13 protein-coding genes and 1 tRNA gene are annotated in these 19,387 nt (G+C 69.7%); 10 read left to right on the top strand and 4 right to left on the bottom strand.

The annotated features are described in order from the left end of the window. Positions 1 to 18: 18 nt before the first annotated feature. Positions 19 to 546, top strand: a complete 528-nt coding sequence (locus ACSMFO_RS11030; protein WP_436458424.1) for an LppA family lipoprotein — start codon at positions 19 to 21, stop codon at positions 544 to 546. Between the two features lie 326 nt (positions 547 to 872). Here ACSMFO_RS11030 and ACSMFO_RS11035 read toward each other — a convergent pair. From ACSMFO_RS11035 to ACSMFO_RS11045, 3 genes are all read right to left on the bottom strand, one after another. Further along, positions 873 to 946, bottom strand: a tRNA-Arg gene (locus tag ACSMFO_RS11035). A 242-nt stretch (positions 947 to 1,188) separates the two neighbouring features. Next, positions 1,189 to 1,578, bottom strand: coding sequence for a peptidase inhibitor family I36 protein (locus ACSMFO_RS11040; protein ID WP_360087435.1), 390 nt, complete (start codon positions 1,576 to 1,578; stop codon positions 1,189 to 1,191). 188 nt (positions 1,579 to 1,766) lie between these two features. After that, a complete protein-coding gene (locus ACSMFO_RS11045) occupies positions 1,767 to 2,816 on the bottom strand; it encodes a LacI family DNA-binding transcriptional regulator (protein ID WP_436458780.1) in 1,050 nt (349 codons plus the stop codon). A 121-nt stretch (positions 2,817 to 2,937) separates the two neighbouring features. On the opposite strand from ACSMFO_RS11045, the gene ACSMFO_RS11050 reads away from it, so the two are divergent. Together ACSMFO_RS11050 and ACSMFO_RS11055 are read left to right on the top strand one after the other, a co-directional pair. Next, the gene (locus tag ACSMFO_RS11050) at positions 2,938 to 4,116 is read left to right on the top strand and encodes an MFS transporter (RefSeq protein WP_436458426.1); all 1,179 of its coding nucleotides are present in this window, start codon (positions 2,938 to 2,940) and stop codon (positions 4,114 to 4,116) included. 103 nt (positions 4,117 to 4,219) lie between these two features. Further along, a complete protein-coding gene (locus ACSMFO_RS11055; RefSeq protein WP_436458781.1) occupies positions 4,220 to 5,353 on the top strand; it encodes a sensor histidine kinase in 1,134 nt (377 codons plus the stop codon). Here the strand turns inward: ACSMFO_RS11055 and ACSMFO_RS11060 are convergent. Next, entirely contained in the window at positions 5,327 to 5,965 is a 639-nt protein-coding gene (locus tag ACSMFO_RS11060) for a histidine phosphatase family protein (RefSeq protein WP_038517386.1), read from the bottom strand. The genes ACSMFO_RS11055 and ACSMFO_RS11060 overlap by 27 nt on opposite strands. Before the next feature lie 42 nt (positions 5,966 to 6,007). On the opposite strand from ACSMFO_RS11060, the gene ACSMFO_RS11065 reads away from it, so the two are divergent. The 7 genes from ACSMFO_RS11065 to ACSMFO_RS11095 all read left to right on the top strand — a co-directional run bounded on the left by ACSMFO_RS11065 (position 6,008) and on the right by ACSMFO_RS11095 (position 19,380). Further along, positions 6,008 to 8,035, top strand: a complete 2,028-nt coding sequence (locus tag ACSMFO_RS11065) for a cytochrome c oxidase assembly protein (RefSeq protein ID WP_038517383.1) — start codon at positions 6,008 to 6,010, stop codon at positions 8,033 to 8,035. Positions 8,036 to 8,203: 168 nt separating this feature from the next. Continuing rightward, positions 8,204 to 8,653 (top strand): single-stranded DNA-binding protein, encoded by a 450-nt coding sequence (locus ACSMFO_RS11070; protein ID WP_228694624.1) that lies wholly within the window; start codon positions 8,204 to 8,206, stop codon positions 8,651 to 8,653. Between the two features lie 96 nt (positions 8,654 to 8,749). Beyond that, complete coding sequence (ettA, locus tag ACSMFO_RS11075; protein ID WP_007034699.1) at positions 8,750 to 10,426, top strand: energy-dependent translational throttle protein EttA; 1,677 nt, start codon at positions 8,750 to 8,752, stop codon at positions 10,424 to 10,426. Positions 10,427 to 10,442: 16 nt separating this feature from the next. Then, entirely contained in the window at positions 10,443 to 13,019 is a 2,577-nt protein-coding gene (locus tag ACSMFO_RS11080; RefSeq protein ID WP_436458429.1) for a hypothetical protein, read from the top strand. Positions 13,020 to 13,359: 340 nt separating this feature from the next. Then, positions 13,360 to 18,333, top strand: coding sequence for an NAD-glutamate dehydrogenase (locus ACSMFO_RS11085; protein WP_436458431.1), 4,974 nt, complete (start codon positions 13,360 to 13,362; stop codon positions 18,331 to 18,333). Further along, positions 18,333 to 18,752, top strand: coding sequence for an acyl-CoA thioesterase (locus tag ACSMFO_RS11090; protein ID WP_436458433.1), 420 nt, complete (start codon positions 18,333 to 18,335; stop codon positions 18,750 to 18,752). Before ACSMFO_RS11085 ends, ACSMFO_RS11090 begins: the two co-directional genes overlap by 1 nt. Continuing rightward, the gene (locus ACSMFO_RS11095) at positions 18,745 to 19,380 is read left to right on the top strand and encodes a hypothetical protein (protein ID WP_037347649.1); all 636 of its coding nucleotides are present in this window, start codon (positions 18,745 to 18,747) and stop codon (positions 19,378 to 19,380) included. Before ACSMFO_RS11090 ends, ACSMFO_RS11095 begins: the two co-directional genes overlap by 8 nt. The last annotated feature ends 7 nt before the right edge of the window (positions 19,381 to 19,387 follow it).

A 19,387-nucleotide genomic window follows, 5' to 3' on the forward strand; every position in this document is an offset into this window, starting at 1 on the left:
TCACGAGTAGGGCCGATCATGTCCGTGCTGACCGCTGCCGTGCTGCTGGCCGGGTGCGGCGACGGTCATGAGTATCTCGACCCACAACCCACGGGACCCTCCATGTCGAAACAACAGCAGCACGCGCAATTGGCGACTCGGTCGACGTTGGACGAGGCCGTCGTTGGTTACGAGAAGCTTCGCACTGCGATCCGGGAGCGGCTCACCACCGACTTCGGTGTCACGCAGTGGACTGAGGAAGCCGGTTCGACCGAGTTCAGTGGATGCGCACCGCAGTTCCCTGCGTTGACCGAGCAGGAAGCGGCCAAGAAGTTCCTGACACGTTGGTACGCGCCGACCTCGTTGCTCGAACGGTGGGATCAGGTGAAACAGGTGGTGCGCGAGGTCGCGGCCGGATCCGGGTTCACCACCGTGACACTCGACGTGAATCAGGCCGGAGACGCGCTGCTCACCCTGACCGACGAGTTGGGCGCGCAGCTGTCGGTCGGGTCGGGCAAGAACACGGTCATGTCCTTGACCACGGGATGCCATCTGATCAGGAAGTAGCGCCACACTCCGACGATGTCGTCGTCGACTGGCTGAGCGTGGTCGACTGAACGGAATTCGCGTGGTACTCGGTGGAATCGCCGAGCAAGGACGCGCCTCGGAACACGCGCACGGTATCGGGTGAATTACTGGCAATGGACTGGGAAATCTCGGCGGGCTTTGACCGAGGAGTCGGCGGGTTCCGTGGTGCAGTGATCCGGGTCACGAGGTGGGCTTACGAGAGCGTGCTCAGAGGTCCGGACATCAACCAGGGCGCCGCGGCTCTGGTGGCCAGGGAAGAGAAGCACCTGGCCACTTGTGTGACCAGGGCTTCCCTGTCTGCGACGTGCCCCCGGCAGGACTTGAACCTGCGACCTAGAGATTAGAAGGCTCTTGCTCTATCCAGCTGAGCTACGAGGGCCGACGTCGGCGACGTTGGGTGTCGCCCAGCATCGGCAGCTTAGCCGTCGCCAACCTGTCGATCGTTCGACACCGCCAGATCGTTTCAGGTCGAGCCCACCGTTTTTTGGAACACCCGTGAGCGCGTCACGACGCGGGGTGACGCGCTCACGGGCCGGGGCCGCTTCGGGGGAGCGGCCCCTGGGTTCGTGCAGGTCGCGAGTCGACTCTCCCGCGAGCGACCGGCACGAACCGCCGGGGTGGTCAGTCCCAGATCTTGAGGGCGCGGATCACGAACGGTCCCTGGGGTACGTAGGTGCCGCCACCCGGATAGGTGATGAAATCTCCCTCCGTCGTGCATTCCTCGCTCTGGTAAATCGTCACGTCACGGCTCAGCCGGTTGACGAACGAATGCCCGTCGAAGCCTTCGGGCAGGGGAATGCATTCCTCGGGATTGGAGGTGCGCAGGTCGAATTTGTGCACCGCGCCGCCGTACGATTCCGCGCCCCATACGCAGAACTCGCCCTTCTGGCAGTCGGGCTGGGGCGGCGCGGTGGCGGCACCGGCGACTCCGGCGCTGGTCAGCAAGCCCGCCAGGGCGAGCAGGAGCACGTGCGGGAGGCGGGCGCGCAGGTTCGTCAAACGTCGTTGCATGGCTGGGTTCTCCCCCGTGAATCGGCGGCTGGATCGCCGTCGGTGAATGTGTGATTCCACGATGGCGCGCGGGGAAGGCTTTGTCTGCCCGCATTTCTACTTCTGTGGATAAGTAGTTGTGCGCCGCTCGATCGGGGCGAGTTGTCCACATATCGCCGGAAGCGCCTTGTGTTCTCCGAAATCGGCTGCTACGCGGGCGCGGTGGAGTCCCTGACGACCAGTTCGGCGGGTATCTCGGCGGGGGCGGGGGCCTTCTCCCCGCGCAGCAGGCCCAGCACCAGTTCACCGGCCGCCCGGCCCTTGACGGCGAGATCCTGCCGGATGGTCGTCAGCGGTGGTTCGGACCACCGGGCGGGCGGGACGTCGTCGAAGCCCACGACCGAAAGATCACCCGGCACCGACAGGCCGAGATGCCTGGCCGCCGAGATCGCCGCCAGCGCCAGCAGATCCGACATGCACAGCAGCGCCGTCGGCCGCGGGTGCCGGTCGAGCAGGCCGAACGCACTCGGCAGCGCGCCCTCGACCGAGAGCCCGGACGCCTCCCAGATCGGCACGTCCGCCGCCGGGATTCCAGCCTCGGCCAGCGTCTCCAGGTAGCCGGCCATCCGCTCGCGGTTGTCGTGGAACCGGCTGTTCCCTGCCTCGGCCACGCTCAATTCCCCGCCACGGGGCGCCGAGAGGCACTGCGCCGAGAAGATCCCGATCCGCCGGTGCCCGAGTTCCACCAGATGCCGGGCCGCGGCGGCCGCGCCCGCCCGGTCCGCGACGCCGATCCTGGCCGAACCGCGGATATGCGGCTGGTCGATCACCACCAGCGGCATCCCGCGGTCGCGGACCGCGTTCAGCGCAGGCGCGCCGTCGGCCAGCGAATACGCCACCGCGATGTCGGCCTGCGCGGTCAGGATCCGCTCCGCACGCGGGCCGCCGCTCTCGCCGTCGCCGGGGAGCAGCAGGAGGGCGTGGCCCTCGGGGTCGACGACGGTCGAGAGCGCGTCGAGGGTGAGCGACAACGCGGGATCCGAGAACGCCGTCGAAAGGTTCGTGTCGAGCAGGACGGCGATCGCGCCGGTGCGGCTGGTGGCGAGACTGCGCGCGGTCGGGTTCGGCCCCGCGTACCCGATCTTCTTGGCCGCGCGAAGCACCTCTTCGCGCAGCTGGGCGGACAGCTGATCGGGCCGGTTGTAGGCGTTGGACACGGTCGCCCGCGACACCCCGACGGCGTCGGCGACATCGTCCAACGTCGGCCTTCGCCGTCGCGTGCTGGTCACCGGCGCAGTGTAGTCCCGGCCTGCGCCGGTGGACTTTCTGAAGCGCTTAAGTCATTCTGGGGGAAGAAGAATCGGAAGGAGACTGGGGTCTATGCGTGACCGTACGGCCGTTTTCGTCGTGTTCGCGCTCAACGGGGCCGCGCTCGGCTCCTGGGCGCCGCGGACTCCGGCGTTGTCGGAAAGGGTGAGCGCCTCACCGGGCGTTTTCGGGCTGGCCCTGCTGGGCGCCAGCGTCGGCATGCTGATCGCGGCGTCGGTTTCGGGGCGGCTGATCGAACGCCACGGTGCCCGCGCGGTGGTCGCGGGCAGCACGGTCATCGCCTGCGCCGCGTTGCCGATGATCGGCTTCTCGACGTCGGTCGCCCTGCTCGCCGGGGCGTTGTTCGTCCTCGGCGCGAGCGTCGGCGCGCTGGACGTGGCGATGAACGTCGCGGGAGTCGAGGTGGAACGCCGATCCGGGCGGGCCATCATGCCGATCCTGCACGCCGGATTCAGCTTCGGCGCGCTGGCGGGATCCGTCGCCGCCGGATTCGCCGCGTCGCATCAATGGTCGCCGGGACGGCATCTCACGGTCGCCGCGCTGTCCGCGCTGGTCGTGCTGGCCTTCGTCATCACGGCCGTGCCCGGCGCGCGGCCCGTGCACACCGAGCCCGTCGAGAAACCGCGTGTGCCGCCGATCAAACGTCCCGTCCTCTGGCTGCTCGCCGCCATCGCGTTGTTCTCGGCGATCGCGGAGGGCGCGAGTTCGGACTGGTCCGCCCTGCTGATGACGTCCGTGCACGGGGTCGGCGACGGCGCCGCGGCCTTCGCCTACTCCGGGTTCGCCCTGGCCATGGCGCTCGCCCGGCTCGCGGGTGCCTGGTTGCAGAACCGTTTCGGCGCGACGCGTGCGCTGGCGGTCGGCGCCGGGATCGCCGCGGCGGGCCTGGTGCTCGCCGCGGTGGCGAGCCTGCCGGTGTTCGGGTTCATCGGCTTCGCTCTGGCGGGTGCCGGGCTGGCCGCCGCCTTCCCGATCGCCTTGAGCCTCGCGGGAGCATCCGGGAAACGCGCCGACGGCACCGGAGGCGAGCGGGAACTGGCGTTCGTCACGGCGATCGCCTACACCGGCTTCCTCGCCGGCCCGCCGCTGATCGGCGGGATCGCGCAGGTGACGTCGCTTTCGGTGTCGTTCCTGTTCGTCGGCTTGACCGCCGCGCTGATCGTGCCGTCCGCGGTGGCCGCGGCGCGGGCGCGGAAACGGGAGGAGGTCGCCGAACCCGTCGCCCGTTGACATCCTCGCCAGGGCCCGGGCAAGCTGATTGCTCGGTAAACTGAAATGAATGCGACTTTGTCGTCATTTCAGGAAGGCTGATCCGGGGAGGGGCAGCGTGAGAGTGCTGATGCTCGGAGGGGGCGCCGGGATTCCGGCGCGGCTGGTGCAGACCACGTTGCCCTGGCTCATCCTGGTCCCGGTGGCGTTCAGGCTGGTGATGCTGGCGCAGGCGCTGTGGACGGCGGGCACCGGCGGTTCGGTGCTGTGGATGTTCGTGCTGCTGCACCTGGTGCCGAACGTCGCCGAAGCCGTCTGGATCTTCCGCCGTCCTCCGGCCGGGACGCGGCTGGTTCCCGTGGTGGATGCCGGGTTCGCCGCGCTGTTCGTCCTGACAGCCGCGCCGTTCACGCAGGACGGCGCGATCATGTCGATCACCTGGACCCATCTGATGGGCACGGTGATGATCTGCGCCCTGCTGCGTGGCGCGCTCGCGGGGGCGTTGGCCATCGGGGGAGCGGTGCTGCTGAACGTCGTGTTGCACCTCGGCTCGCCGCTCGGTCTCCTGCTCACCCTCGCGACCGCGCTGGCGGCGTCGCTCGCGATCGTCGGCGTGGTCGGCGCTTCGATGCGGTTCGCGCTCGGCTTCGGGGAGCAGCAGGGCCGGGCGGCGGAACGCGAACGGCATCGCCGCGACGTCCACGACACCGTCCTGCAGGTGATGGAGTCGTTCGCGATCCCCGCGCCCGCCGACGAACTCGACCCGGCGGCCAGCCTCGACCGCGTCCGCCGGACCGCTCGCGCCCAGGCGATGCGCATCCGGATCAGCCTCGAACACGAACCCGCCGAAGGGATCGGACTGCACCAGCGGCTGCGGCTGCTCGCCGCCGAAATGGCCGCGGAGGGGCTGCGCGCCGAGGTCGTCATCCAGGACGACTGCGCTCCGGAACTCGCGGAGGAAGCGGCCGTGGCACTGCACGATTCGGTCAGGGAGGCCTTGCGGAACACGTTGAAGCACTCCGGGACCCGGCGGGCCGTGGTCAGCGTCGAGGAGATCGGCGGCGGGGTTTCCCTGACCGTGCGCGATCACGGCGCCGGATTCGACGTCGGCGACCGGCGGCGTGGCTTCGGCCTCGAGAACTCGATCATCGCGCGGATGGCGGAGATCGGCGGTTTCGCGCGGATCGAATCCAGCCCGGGACTGGGAACGAGAGTGGTGCTCCTCGCTCCGTCAGTCCTGCGTCTCCCCGTCGGGTGAGTCCCGCCACTGACGGAACGGGCGGTCCAGCGTCCATTTGTCGCCCACCCGCTCGGCGACCCGGTACTCGCAGGTCGTCGGGTTGGACAGGGACTCGAACAGCTCGATGCTCCAGCCGAACAAACGGCGGCACAGCAGCCGGATGGTCAGCCCGTGTGAGACGACCAGCACGGTTTCGGGGTGATCTTCGCCGCAGGCCGCCAGTTCGCTGAGGAACGCGGCGACCCGGTCGTCCACGTCCGCGCCGGACTCGCCGAACGGCAGCCGGTAGAAGAAGTGCCCGAACTCGTGGCGCCGTTGTTTCTGGACCTCCTGCTCCCGCGGATCCTGGAGGTTGCCCCAGTCCTGTTCCCGCAGTCTCGGCTCCGGCACGATCCGCTCGCAGGAGTCACGGATGTCCATCAGCCGCAACGTTTCCCGCGTCCGCAGGTACGGGCTGACATAGACCGCCGGGCGCTGCCCTTCGAGGAGATCCTCGATCTCCGGGCCCGCCAGCCTGGCCTGCTCGCGGCCGGCTTCGGTGAGCGGCAGGGCGTGGTCGGGGATCCGGGTGTAGGCGAGCTCATCGACGTTGCCGAGCGACTCGGCGTGCCTCAGCAGGATGATCCGCACGCCGCCATCTTGCCGGTTGCGCGTCCGGCATACCCTCGTGACGTGCCTTCAGACCCCGAGACGAAACCGGCCCCATCCGCGCGGAAGGCCGGTGTCCTGCCGCTGGTGTCGATCGGGGCGCTCCTGGCCGCGGTGGTGGCCGTCGGCCTGGTCGCGCTGACCGGTGGCGCCGGTTACGTCATCGCCGGACTCCCGGACCCGGGCCTGGTGACGCGCTACGGCATCACCGTCGTGCGCGTGCTGGCCGAGGCGGCTTCGGTGCTGTGCGTGGGTTCGCTGCTGCTCGCCGCGTTCCTCGTCCCGCCGCAGAAATCCGGCACGCTCGCGGCCGACGGTTACGCGGCCATCCGCGTCGCGGGTGCAGCCGCGTGGGTCTGGTTCTTCGCGGCCGCCGCGTCGATCTTCTTCTCGGCGGCGGACGGCGCGGGGCGTCCCTTCACCGAGGTACTGTCGCCGCAGGTACTGATCGACCTCGTGGACGCCATCGAGCAGCCCAAGGCCTGGCTGTTCACCGCGTTGATCGCGCTGCTGGTCGCGCTCGGCTGCCGTCTCGCGCTCACCTGGGGCTGGACGACGGTCGTGTTCTTCCTGTCCGTCGGCGGTCTCGTCCCGGTCGCGGTCACGGGGCATTCCGCGAGCGGCGGCTCGCACGACATGGCGACCAACAGCCTGCTGTACCACCTGGTCGCCGCCGCGTTGTGGGTCGGCGGGCTCGTGGCGCTGCTCGCGCTCGGCTGGCGGCGCGGCGAGAACCTCAAGCTCGCCGCGACCCGGTTCTCCAAGCTGGCACTGGTCTGCTGGATCGTGATGGCGGTCTCCGGCATCGTCAACGCGCTGGTGCGGATCAGGATCGCCGACCTGTTCACCACGGACTACGGCCTGCTGGTGGTCGCGAAGATCGTCGCGTTGCTGCTGCTCGGTGTCTTCGGGCATCAGCAGCGGCAGAAGGGCGTCGCCGGGCTGGTGAACGGCGCCGGCGGCGGTCAGCTGCTGCGGCTCGCCGCGGTCGAGGTGCTGATCATGTTCATCACGATCGGCATCGCCACCGGGCTCGCGAAGACCCCTCCGCCGCAGGAATCGCTCACCCAGCCGTCGACCACGGAACTGCTGATCGGCTACGACCTCTACGGCCCGCCGACCGTGTTCCGGCTGCTCACGGATTGGCGCTTCGACCTCGTCTACGGCACCCTCGCGATCGTTCTCGCCGGGCTGTACCTCGCCGGGGTCCGGCGGCTGCGTCGGCGCGGTGACACCTGGGCCACCGGCCGGATCGTCGCGTGGCTCGCGGGCTGTTTCGTGCTGCTGATCGCGACATCGTCCGGCATCGGGCGGTACGCGCCCGCGATGTTCAGCGTGCACATGGGCAACCACATGTTGCTGTCCATGGTGGCGCCGGTGCTGTTCGTGCTCGGCGGACCCGTGACGCTCGCCCTGCGCGCGTTGCCCACGGCGGGCAAGGACGCCCCGCCCGGCCCGCGTGAATGGCTGCTCGCGTTCGTGCACTCGCCGCTTTCACGGTTCCTGACGCATCCGATCGTCGCGCTGCTGCTGTTCGTCGGTTCCTTCTACGGTCTGTACTTCTCGGGCCTGTTCGACGCCGCGCTGAACTACCACTGGGCGCATCTGGCGATGAACGCGCACTTCCTGCTCGCCGGTTACGTCTTCTACTGGCCGGTGATCGGGGTCGACCCGGCACCGCGCCGGCTCCCGCATTTGGGGCGGCTGGGGATGATGTTCGCCGCGATGCCGTTCCACGCGTTCTTCGGGATCGCGCTGATGAGCATGCAGACCGTGCTCGGGCAGGACTTCTACCGCGGGCTGAAACTGCCGTGGGTCACCGACCTGCTGACCGACCAGCGGCTCGGCGGCGGGATCGCGTGGGCGTCCGGTGAGTTGCCGGTGCTGCTGGTGCTCGTCGCGCTGCTGGTGCAGTGGGCGCGTCAGGACGAGCGGGAGGCGCGGCGCCGGGATCGCCGCGAGGAGGCCTCGGGCGACGCGGATCTGAACGCCTACAACGCGATGCTGAAGAAACTCGCCGATCAGGGGCGGGGGCCGGGGTCCGGCTCCTAGCACACCCCGCCCACAAAGCTCGGCACTCCGCCTCGAGTTGTCCACAACGCCCGGAGTTGTCCACAGATCCGGTTCGCGTCCCTTTCCCACCCTTGATCCGCGGCAATCTGTGCTCAAGGGAAACACCGGGAAGGTCCCGGGCCGAGGAGAAGGGCGAGTGTGATGGCGATGGGCGAAACGTGGGTGACCATGATCGGCAACCTGACCAGCGAACCGGTCCACCATCCGGAGCGGGTGCACGGGCACGACGTCGTGTCGTTCGGCCTGCGAAGTGTCGAACGCCGGTACGACAAGGAAAGAGGCGAGTGGGGCGAGGGGCGGCAACTCGCGGTCAAGGTCACCTGCTGGCGCAAGCTGGCGATGGCGGCGTTCTCCTGCCTGAGCAAAGGCGACCCGGTGATCGTGGCGGGGCGGCTGCGCGGCGCCGAGACGGCGGAGGAGATCCCGGCACCTCTGGGTCTACCTGAGCTTGAGGCCTTCTCCATCGGCCCCAACCTCGCACGGTGTTCGGCCGAGATCCACCGGCTGGGACGGGATCGGCCCAGGGCGATCCCGTCGGCCCCGCCGCCCGCGGGGAATCCCATGGTCATCGCGCTGGAGGACGCACCCGTGGCGTGAGGTGCCGGTGCTCACTCAGTGATATCGGGCTGACTGTCGGTAGCTCGGTGGTGACCGCCGTCAAGGCCGCGATCGGCTCGCTCTACGATCGCTTGTATGGCCGAGTTCATCTACACCATGAAGAAGGTGCGCAAGACCGTCGGGGACAAGGTCATCCTCGACGACGTCAGCACCGCGTTCTACCCCGGCGCCAAGATCGGCGTGGTGGGGCCGAACGGCGCGGGTAAGTCCACCGTTCTGAAGATCATGGCGGGGATCGAGCAGGCCAGTAACGGCGAAGCCTTCCTTCAGCCTGGCGCCAGCGTCGGCATCCTCATGCAGGAGCCGGAGCTCAACGAGGAAAAGACCGTCCGCGAGAACGTCGAAGAGGGCCTTGGCGACATCAAGGTCAAGCTCAACCGCTTCAACGAGGTCGCCGAGCTCATGGCGACCGACTACAGCGACGAGCTGATGGAGGAGATGGGCAAGCTCCAGGAGGAGCTCGACCACGCCGACGCGTGGGAGATCGACTCCACGGTCGAGCAGGCGATGGACGCCCTGCGCTGCCCGCCGCCGGACGAGCCGGTCACCCACCTCTCCGGTGGTGAGCGCCGCCGGGTCGCGCTGTGCAAGCTGCTCCTGTCCGCGCCCGACCTGCTGCTCCTCGACGAGCCCACCAACCATCTGGACGCCGAAAGCGTGCTGTGGCTGGAACAGTTCCTGGCGAACTACGCCGGCGCCGTCCTCGCCGTCACGCACGACCGGTACTTCCTGGACAACGTCGCGCAGTGGATCATGGAGCTCGACCGCGGCCGCGTCGTCGGCTACGAGGGCAACTACTCGACGTACCTGGAGAAGAAGCGCGAGCGCCTCGAGGTCCAGGGCAAGAAGGACGCCAAGCTCGCGAAGCGCCTGAAGTCCGAGCTCGAATGGGTCCGGTCCAACGCCAAGGCGCGTCAGACCAAGTCGCGGTCCCGGCTCGACCGCTACGAGGAGATGGCCGCGGAGGCGGACAAGCACCGCAAGCTCGACTTCGAAGAGATCCAGATCCCGCCGGGGCCCCGGCTGGGCAGCGTGGTCGTCGAGGTCGAGAAGCTGCGCAAGGGTTTCGACGACCGCGTGCTCATCGACGGGCTGTCGTTCGACCTGCCGCGCAACGGCATCGTCGGCGTGATCGGGCCGAACGGTGTCGGCAAGACGACCCTGTTCAAGACGATCGTCGGGCTCGAGGAGCCGGACGACGGCCGGGTCAAGATCGGCGAGACGGTCAAACTGTCCTATGTGGACCAGAACCGCGGCGGGATCGACCCGAAGAAGACGGTATGGGAGGTGGTTTCGGACAAGCTGGACTACATCCACGTCGGGCAGACCGAAATGCCCTCGCGTGCCTACGTCAGCGCGTTCGGTTTCAAGGGCCCGGACCAGCAGAAGCCGGCGGGTGTGCTCTCCGGTGGTGAGCGCAACCGGCTGAACCTGGCGCTGACCCTCAAGCAGGGCGGGAACCTGATCCTGCTCGACGAGCCGACGAACGACCTGGACGTCGAGACCCTGGGCTCGCTGGAGAACGCTCTCGAGCAGTTCCCCGGCTGCGCCGTGGTCATCTCGCACGACCGGTGGTTCCTCGACCGGGTCGCGACGCACATCCTCGCCTGGGAAGGCACGGACGAGAACCCCTCGCAATGGTTCTGGTTCGAAGGTAACTTCGAGGGCTACGAGAAGAACAAGGTCGAGCGTCTCGGTGCCGAGGCGGCTCGTCCGCACCGCGTCACCCATCGCAAGCTGACCCGCGACTGAGGGCCGGGGGTTCCCCGTGGAAGCCAGCAAGCGCCAACGGCCGGGCTCGCCCACCACCATGGTGGGTGGGCGGACGGCTGCCACCGGGGGAACCCTGTCCGCTGTCGGCAGGTTGATCGAACGCGCGGACGCCCTGCACCTGAGGGCGCCCGAGCTCGCCCTGGTCCTCGGGGAGCGCGCGGCAGCGCTCGCCGAGGCCGCCGGAGCCGACGAACAGTGGATCCGCGCGGAGAGCCTCGTGGTGAGCGCCCGGGTGCGGCTCGGTGGCCGTCCCCGGACGGTCGGCCGGGCCGTGGCCGCCCTGCGCGCCGCGGAACACGCGGGCTACGGCGACATCGCCGCCCGGCTGAGGATCGACTTGGCGGTCTGCGCGCGCAGTGTCGGCATCCCGTTGACGGGGCTGGCCGCGTTGCGTCCGTTGCTGGCGGATCCGGCGGTTTCGCCGTCGCACCGGGCCGAGGCGTTGTGCCACCTCGTCGGCTGCCTGGCGCAGTTCGGCCGGAAGGCGGAACTGGACCGGGTGCTCGCCGAGGCGGACAAGCTCGTGCTCGGCGACGGCTCGATGACGGCGGACTCGCAGTTGCTGATCCGCGCGATGTTGCGGGTCGGGGTGTCGGCGCACCGCCGTCGGCACGGAGACCTGACGGCGGCCGCCGATGCCGCGCGGACCGGGCTGGGCATGCTCGAAAAGCTCGGAAACCCGGACGACGACGGCGGTCTCGTCCGGATCAGGCTGATCCTGCAACTCGTCTGCACGTTGCTGGACCGGGGCGACACGGAGATGGCGCTGGAGGTCGCGCAGCCGATCCTCGACGCCCCCGTCCGGGCCGCGGGGATCGCGCCGGCCGCCTGGCTGCGGCTGGCGGTGGCAACCCGAGTCCTGCTGCCGGCGGGATCCGGCGAGGCCGCCGGAATGCTCGTCCGTGAGGCGGTCGCCGGGACCGGTGACCACAACCTGCACGCCGTCACGGCGCGGCTGTGGCTGGAGCTCGCGCAGATCGAGGAACGGCTGGGCCGCGCCGAAGAGGCCATCGGCTGCCTGCACCGTTCGCGGGCCGCCGAGCATCTGCACGCCCGCGCGCGCAGGCAGGCGTGCAACGTCCTGGTCGGCGAGTTCGGCTCGGCCGAGAACGCCGCTGTCGACCTCGACGACGTCTTGCGGGCCGTCGCCGCGCGGTCGGCCGCGGCGGCGTCCACGCCGGCGGCCGTTCCGGCGCCGGAACCGGCCGAGGTGACCGCGGTGATCCCGCCGATCGACGTGGCACCGCCGAAACGGGCCGCGGCCGAGCCGCCGGTTCGTCGTGAGCCGCAGCCCGTGCGGCAGAGCAGGCAGCCGGAGCCCGCGCCGGTGCGGCAAACGCCGGCCGAGCCTGCGCGCGCGGCCGTGTCTTCGCGTCCCGCGGAGCCTGTGCGTCCCGCCGCGCCTGCGCCTCCTGTCGAGCCGCCGCGTCCGGTGGAGCGGCCCGCGGCGCCGGTCGCCGAAAAGAGCGAAGCACCGGTGTTGAAGCCGCCGTCCCGTCCGGAGCCCGCCCGGGAAGTGGCGGAGTCCGACAGCGACTGGCGTCGTCGGGTGCCGACGAAGGCCAAACCGTCGATCAGGTTCGAGCCCAAGGCCGAACCCGCCGCGCCGAAACTGATGCCGCCGCCGCCGAAACCGGAACCCGCGCCGGTGTCGCGTCCCGAGCCGGAGCCTGGGCGTCGCCGTCGTCCGGAAACGCCCGCGGCACGTGAGACCGTTGCCGAACCCGTGGTCGCTCGACCCGAAACCCCGGCTCCGGCCGCACGGCGGCGGGCCGACGCCGAGGCGCCCGCCCGGACCGAGGAGCCGGTGCCCGTGGCGGCCTCGGAACCCGTCGTCCCGGAACTGCTTCTCGCTCCCGAGCCCGCCGCCGAGCCCCGGCCGCGGATGACGGCGGAGCCCGCGCCGCCGCGTCCGCCCGGCACCGCCGCCCCGTTGTGGGAGAGCGACGAATGGGCGGCCGAAGAGCGGGCCCGCCGGTCGTCGGCACCTGTCTCGCGCAAGACCCGGCACGACGCCGAACACGGTTCCGTGGCGGCGAAATCGGTGCTGGACCGGCTCGGGATCTCGAGCGCCGGTGGACATGGCGGCGGCCGTCGTCGTGCGGACGGCGCCGCGGATCCCGTGCACCCCGAACCCGTCGCCGAAGAACGCGCCGAGACCCGCCGGGAACAGCCTCCGGTCGAGTACCGCGAGCCTGCCGTCCCGCTCGCCCCGCCACCGCGGGAAGATCCCGCGCCTTCGCAGACTCAGGAAAGCGCTCGTCCGGCCGCCAAGGAAGAGGTCGCGGATCCGTGGCTGCCGCGGTTGCGGATGCCGCCCGCGTTGGACCCGCTGACCGACACCGGTTCCTGGCGGCCGATCACGCCGTTCCCGGAGAGCTACGCCCGCGCGATCGCGGAGGAGGAACCGCCGCCGGACGCCGGTCTCGCCGATCTGCTCGCCCGCGCGCTCGCCGAGCATCAGGCGGGTACCGCCAGCGCGGCCGCGCTCGTGAAGCAGCTCGGTTCCCAGGACTCGGGAAAGCGTCCGGTCAACGGTCACGACCGGCACCGCGCCAACGGGAGCGACTGACCCGCGGTAGCAAAGGTCCCTTGCTCCCTCGCTGGGAGCCGCGCTCGGCTTGAACGATTCAGCCGACCCGCTCAGGTCGCCTGTCGGGGCATCGTGCGGCAATGGGTGCTGGTCACCCCGGTGCGGCGGGGAGCGGGAGGGTCCGGACAGACCGCCGATGTGACCGGCGAGTAGCTGAACCGATCACGGCGATTCCGGTATCTGAGCAGGGAAATCTTCGACGGGTGGGAATGACCCGGCCTTGTGGAGCCGACTGTCCGGAGCTGTAGGTTGGGTCTGGGCCGGTACAAGGTGGTGCCGGTCGCGGTGTCAATCTCGCTACAGTGGAGAGTTGCCTCAAATGAGCTCGACGGGAGTCTCGTCCCTGCCCGGAAAAGATGTCGGCACCGAGGATGGCGCCCGGCGCCGGTCGGCGAACCCGGAGCAGATCCGGGACGACCTGATCGACGCCGCCGCGGCGTACGCCCCGGAGATCGGCGACCTGATCCGCCTGTACTACCGGCACATCCCGGCCGAAGAGATTCTCGGTGACGACCCGGTCGACCTCGTCGGCGCCGTCCGCTCGCACCTGCAGCTCGCGAAGGACCGGATGCCCGGCCGTCCCGCGGTGCGGTTGCTGAACCCGACGGGCCCCGAAGACGGCTGGACGCGTGAGGCCACCGTCGTGCAGGTCGTCACGGACGACATGCCGTACCTGGTGGATTCGGTCGCGGCCGAGTTCGCGCGGGACGGGGTGCAGGTGCAGCGCATCGTGCACCCGATCGTCGTGGTGAGCCGGGATCTGACCGGTGAGCTGCTGGAGGTCCACCCGGACGCCGACCCGGCGGAGCCGCCGGCGAACTCGGCGGCCGAGTCGTGGATGTACATCGAGATCGACCTGGTCACGGACCCGAACCGCGCCCGCGAGCTGGACAACCGGCTGTCTTCGGTGCTGGGTGACGTCCGCGAGGTCGTCGAGGACACCGACAAGATGACGGAGACGGCGCGCCGTCTCGCGGACGAGCTGGACGGGAACCCGCCGCGGCTGCCCGGGCACGAGGTCGCGGAAGGCGCCCGGCTGCTGCGCTGGCTGGCCGAGGGCCACTTCACCTTCCTGGGCTACCGCCGTTACGAGCTGATCGACAACCCGCACCCCGACAGCGACGAGCCCGCCCTTCGCGCGGTCCTCGCCACCGGGCTGGGCGTGCTGCGCCAGGACAGCCTGGCCGCGCGCAGCCTCACCGCCGGCCCGGACACCGCGGCCTCCGCGCTCGCGCCGACGCTGCTGGTGCTGACCCAGGCGAGCGCGCCGTCCACCGTGCACCGCCCGGTGTATCCGTACTACGTCGGCGTGAAAACGTTCGACGACAACGGGAACGTCACCGGCGAGCACCGGTTCCTCGGCATGTTCACCACCACCGCGCTGCACGAGAACGTGCTCGACATCCCGGTGGTCTGCAACCGTGTCCGCGAGGTCATCCACCGCGCGGGCTTCCCGATGGAGTCCTTCTCCGGTCAGCGGATGCTCGAAGTCCTGCAGAACTGGCCGCGCGCGGACCTGTTCTCGGCCGACACCGACTCGCTGTACTCGACGACGACCGGCGCGATCACGCTTTCGGATCGCCGACGGCTGCGCCTGTTCCTGCGCCGCGACCCGTACGGCCGTTTCTACTCGTGCCTCGTGTACCTCCCGCGTGACCGCTACACGACCCGTTCGCGGCTCGCGATGCAGGAGGTCCTGCTCGAAGAACTCGAAGGCACGCAACTGGAATACAGCGCGCGCATCGGCGAGACCGTGCTCGCGCAGGTGCACTTCATCGTGCACACCGATCCGTCGCAGCGGTCCGAACCGGACACCCTGCGCATCCAGGAACGGCTCAACGAAGCCGTTCGCAGCTGGGACGACCGGATGGTCGAGGCGATCCTCGCCGAGCGCCGCGAGCGCGCCGGGGACAGCGGCGTCGCGATCGGCCTGCTGGTCGAGGAGTCCGCGGGCGAACAGGGGCAGCGGTTCGCCGCGGTGTTCCCCGAGGGCTACAAGGAGGACTTCACCGCGCTCGAAGCGCTGGCGGACCTCCGCGCCCTGGAGTCGCTGACCGACGAGGGCGACCTGTCGATGTCGTTCTACCTGCCGGCCGACGCCGAGGCGGGGGAGCGGCGCTTCAAGCTGTACCTGCGCGGTGAGGGCGTCACCCTCTCCCAGGTGCTCCCGGTCCTGCAGCGGATGGGTGTCGAGGTCGTCGACGAGCGGCCGTACGAACTGCGCCGCGAGGACGGCGGCCGGTCCTGGATCTACGACTTCGGCCTGCGGATCGACCCGCAGGTCCTCGACCACGCGGACAGCGACCTGCGCACCCGCTTCCAGGACGCCTTCCACGCCGCCTGGCGCGGCGACTGCGAGGTCGACGGCTTCAACGGTCTCGTCCTGCGCGCCGGGCTCACCTGGCGCCAGGCGGCCATCCTGCGGGCCTATTCGCGGTACCTGCGCCAGACGAAGATCCCGTTCTCGCAGGAGTACATCGAGAACACCGTCCTCGCGCACACCGACATCGCGACCGCGCTGGTGCGGCTGTTCGAGGCGCGGTTCGATCTCGCGCTCGGCGACGAGGCGCGCGCGTCGCAGGCCGATCAGCTCACCACCGAGATCGGCAAGCTGGTCGACGAGGTGACGAGCCTCGACGAGGACCGGATCCTGCGACGGCTGATGTCGGTCATCCTCGCCACGCTGCGGACGAACTACCACGTCACCGACGGGGACGGGAACTCCCGCCAGTACCTGGCGCTCAAGCTCGACCCGAGCGCGGTGCCCGAGCTGCCCGAGCCGCGGCCGAAGTACGAGATCTTCGTGTACTCGCCCCGGATCGAGGGTGTGCACTTGCGCTTCGGCGACGTCGCGCGCGGTGGCCTGCGGTGGTCCGACCGCCGAGAGGACTTCCGCACGGAGATCCTCGGCCTGGTCAAGGCGCAGGCTGTCAAGAACGCGGTCATCGTGCCTGTCGGCGCGAAGGGCGGCTTCGTCGTGAAGCGTCCGCCGACGGCCACGGGCGACCCCGGCCTGGACCGCGACGCCCAGCTGAACGAGGGCATCGCCTGCTACCGGATGTTCATCTCCGGCCTGCTCGACGTGACCGACAACCGCGTCGAGGGCAAGACCGTCCCGGCGCCGCGCGTGGTCCGCCACGACGGCGACGACAGCTACCTCGTGGTCGCCGCGGACAAGGGCACCGCGAAGTTCTCCGACATCGCGAACGAGGTCTCGGCGAACTACGGTTTCTGGCTCGGCGACGCCTTCGCGTCCGGTGGCTCGGTCGGCTACGACCACAAGGCCATGGGCATCACCGCGAAGGGCGCTTGGGAGAGCGTCAAACGCAACTTCCGCGAGCTGGGCAAGGACACCCAGACCGAGGACTTCACCGTCGTCGGCATCGGCGACATGATGGGTGACGTCTTCGGCAACGGGATGCTGCTCTCGAAGCACATCCGCCTCGTGGCCGCCTTCAACCACATGCACATCTTCCTCGACCCGAACCCGGATTCGGCGACGTCGTTCGCCGAGCGGCGCAGGCTGTTCGATCTGCCGCGTTCGTCGTGGGAGGACTACGACCGCTCGCTGATCAGCGAGGGCGGCGGGATCTACTCGCGGTCGGCGAAGACGATCCCGGTCAGCCCGCAGGTCCGCGAGGCGCTCGGCCTCGGCGAGGACGTCACGAAGCTGGCGCCCAACGACCTGATGCAGGCGATCCTGCTGGCGCCGGTCGAGCTGCTGTGGAACGGCGGCATCGGCACCTACGTCAAGGCCGAGAACGAGACCCACGCGGACGCGGGCGACAAGGCCAACGACGCCCTGCGCGTCAACGGCAACCAGCTTCGCGTCAAGGTCGTCGGCGAGGGCGGGAACCTGGGCCTGACCCAGCTCGGCCGGATCGAGTTCGCCCGCGCGGGCGGCAAGATCAACACCGACGCGCTCGACAACTCGGCCGGTGTGGACTGCTCCGACCACGAGGTCAACATCAAGATCCTGCTGGACCACCTGGTCTCGACCGGATCGCTGGACGCCGAGCAGCGCAACGAACTGCTGGAGCAGATGACCGACGAGGTCGGCGAGCTGGTGCTGGCCGACAACTACCGGCAGAACGCGGTGCTCGGGGTCAGCCGGGCACACGCCGGCCCGATGGTCTCGGTGCACCAGCGGCTCGTCGCGGCGCTGGTCGCGAAGGGCGCCTTCGACCGCAAGCTCGAAGCGCTGCCGAGTTCGGCGGAGTTCCGCGCGCTGGAGAAGGCGGGCGAGGGCCTCACCTCGCCGGAGCTGGCGACGCTGCTCGCGCACGTCAAGCTCGACCTCAAGGACGAGCTGCTCGCCAGCGAACTGCCGGACTCCGAGGTGTTCTCGCGCCGCCTGCCCGAGTATTTCCCGAAGCCGCTTCGGGAGCGCTTCGGCGACGCGATCTTCCAGCACCCGCTGAAGCGCGAGATCATCACGACGATGGTGGCCAACGAGGTCGTCGACGGCGCCGGGATCTCGTACGTCTTCCGCCTGATGGAGGAGATGAACGCGACCGCGACCGACGCCGTCCGCGCGTACGCCGTGGTCACCCACGTGTACGACCTGCCCTCGCTGTGGGCGCAGATCGACGCGCTGGACAACGTCGTGCCGACCGAGGTCGCCGACGAGATGATGCTGGAGACCCGCAGGCTGCTCGACCGGGCCGCCCGCTGGTTCCTCACCAACCGGCCGCAGCCGCTGGCCCCGCTCGCCGAGATCAACCGGTTCGGCCGGGTCGTCGGCGAGCTGGCCCCGAGGGCGCACGAGCTGCTTCGCGGTGTCGAGTGCGCTTCGGTGGACGCGAACACCGAGCGGCTGATCGAGAAGGGCGTCCCGGCGGAACTCGCCGGACGGGTGGCGCTGCTGCTGCACACCTACGGCCTGCTCGACGTCACCGACGTCGCGGAGCTGGCCGAGCAGCAGGTGGGGATCGACGCGGTGCACACCCCGGCGGAGACCGCGGGCCTGTACTACGCGCTTTCCGACCACCTCGGCATCGACAAGATGCTGACGTCGATCAGCGGCCTCGAACGCGGCAACCGCTGGCACGCGCTGGCGCGGCTGGCGCTGCGGGACGACGTCTACGGCTCCTTGCGGACGATCACGCTGGACGCGTTGCGGCACAGCGATTCGGGCACCGACCCGGACGAGAAGATCGCCCACTGGGAGAAGACGAACGCTTCGAGGTTGCAGCGGGCCCGCGTCGCGCTGGACGAGATCAGCCAGTCCGGCAAGCTCGACCTGGCGACGCTGTCGGTGGCGGCGAGGCAGATCCGGAGCACGGTGAGGTAGTGAGCTACATTTCCCTGATCCGGCCGCGCTGGTCGGATATGGACGTCTACGGGCACGTCAACCACGCGAACATGGTGACCCTGCTCGAAGAGGCGCGGATCCCGCTGTTGTTCTCCGACGCCGTCCGAGCCGGGCTCACCGAACTGCCCAAGGGCATCGTGGTGGTGAAGCTGGCCGTCCATTACCGTTCGCCGATCGTGGTGTCCGATCAGGACATCCGGGTGGAGATCTCGTTGAAGGACTTGAAGCACGCCAGCTTCACCCTCGGCTACCGGGTGCATTCCGGGCCCGCCGAGGCCGACAAGGTCGCGGTCACCGCCGAGACGGTGCTCGCGCCGTTCGACACCGCGTCCGAGCGGCCCCGCCGGCTGACCGAGGACGAACGTGCCTTCCTGGAGAAGGGGTTCGCGGATGCCTGAGCTCGTCATCCCGGACGCGGGCGACCGCGAAACGCTCGGCGCGTTCGTGGCCAGGGCGGTCCGGCTCGACCAGAACACGCTGGTGCGGTTGCGGCAGCGGGGTGACGGTGTCGTCGAGGCGTGGTGCGCGACGCCGTTCGAGGTCCTGGCCACCAGGGCCGTCGCCGGTGACATCACGCCGTCGGACATCACCGTGTCCGGGAACGAACTGCTCGCCGCGCTGACCGTCGCCGGTGGCGAGCGGATGGATCCGGGTCCCGCCCGCGATCTGATGTGGCATTCCGAGCTGCCCGCGCCGGGCCGCTGGCAGCTGGTGGACGAACTGCCGGCGACGGTGATCTCGGAGCTGGCGGATCGCGGGGTCACCCTCGCGCGCGACAACGTGGGCCCGCACGGCACGCCGCCGGCGTCGCTGATGGACCAGGCGGTGCTCACCGTTTCGGGCAACGAGCTGGAGATCAAGGTCCAGATGCGGTGCCTGTTCGCGTTGTCGGGGATGGGTTTCGTGGACTCGTCGATCGACGGTGACGTCGTCCGGGTGACCGCCACGGATTCGTGGATGCGCATCGACGCGCGGTACGGCGCCGTCCTCAAGCGCCGCCACGCGCTCTTGCCGCTGCTGTTCTGACGGGTTT

Source organism: Amycolatopsis sp. w19, from assembly GCF_051373225.1.
GTDB classification, from domain to species: Bacteria; Actinomycetota; Actinomycetes; order Mycobacteriales; family Pseudonocardiaceae; genus Amycolatopsis; species Amycolatopsis japonica.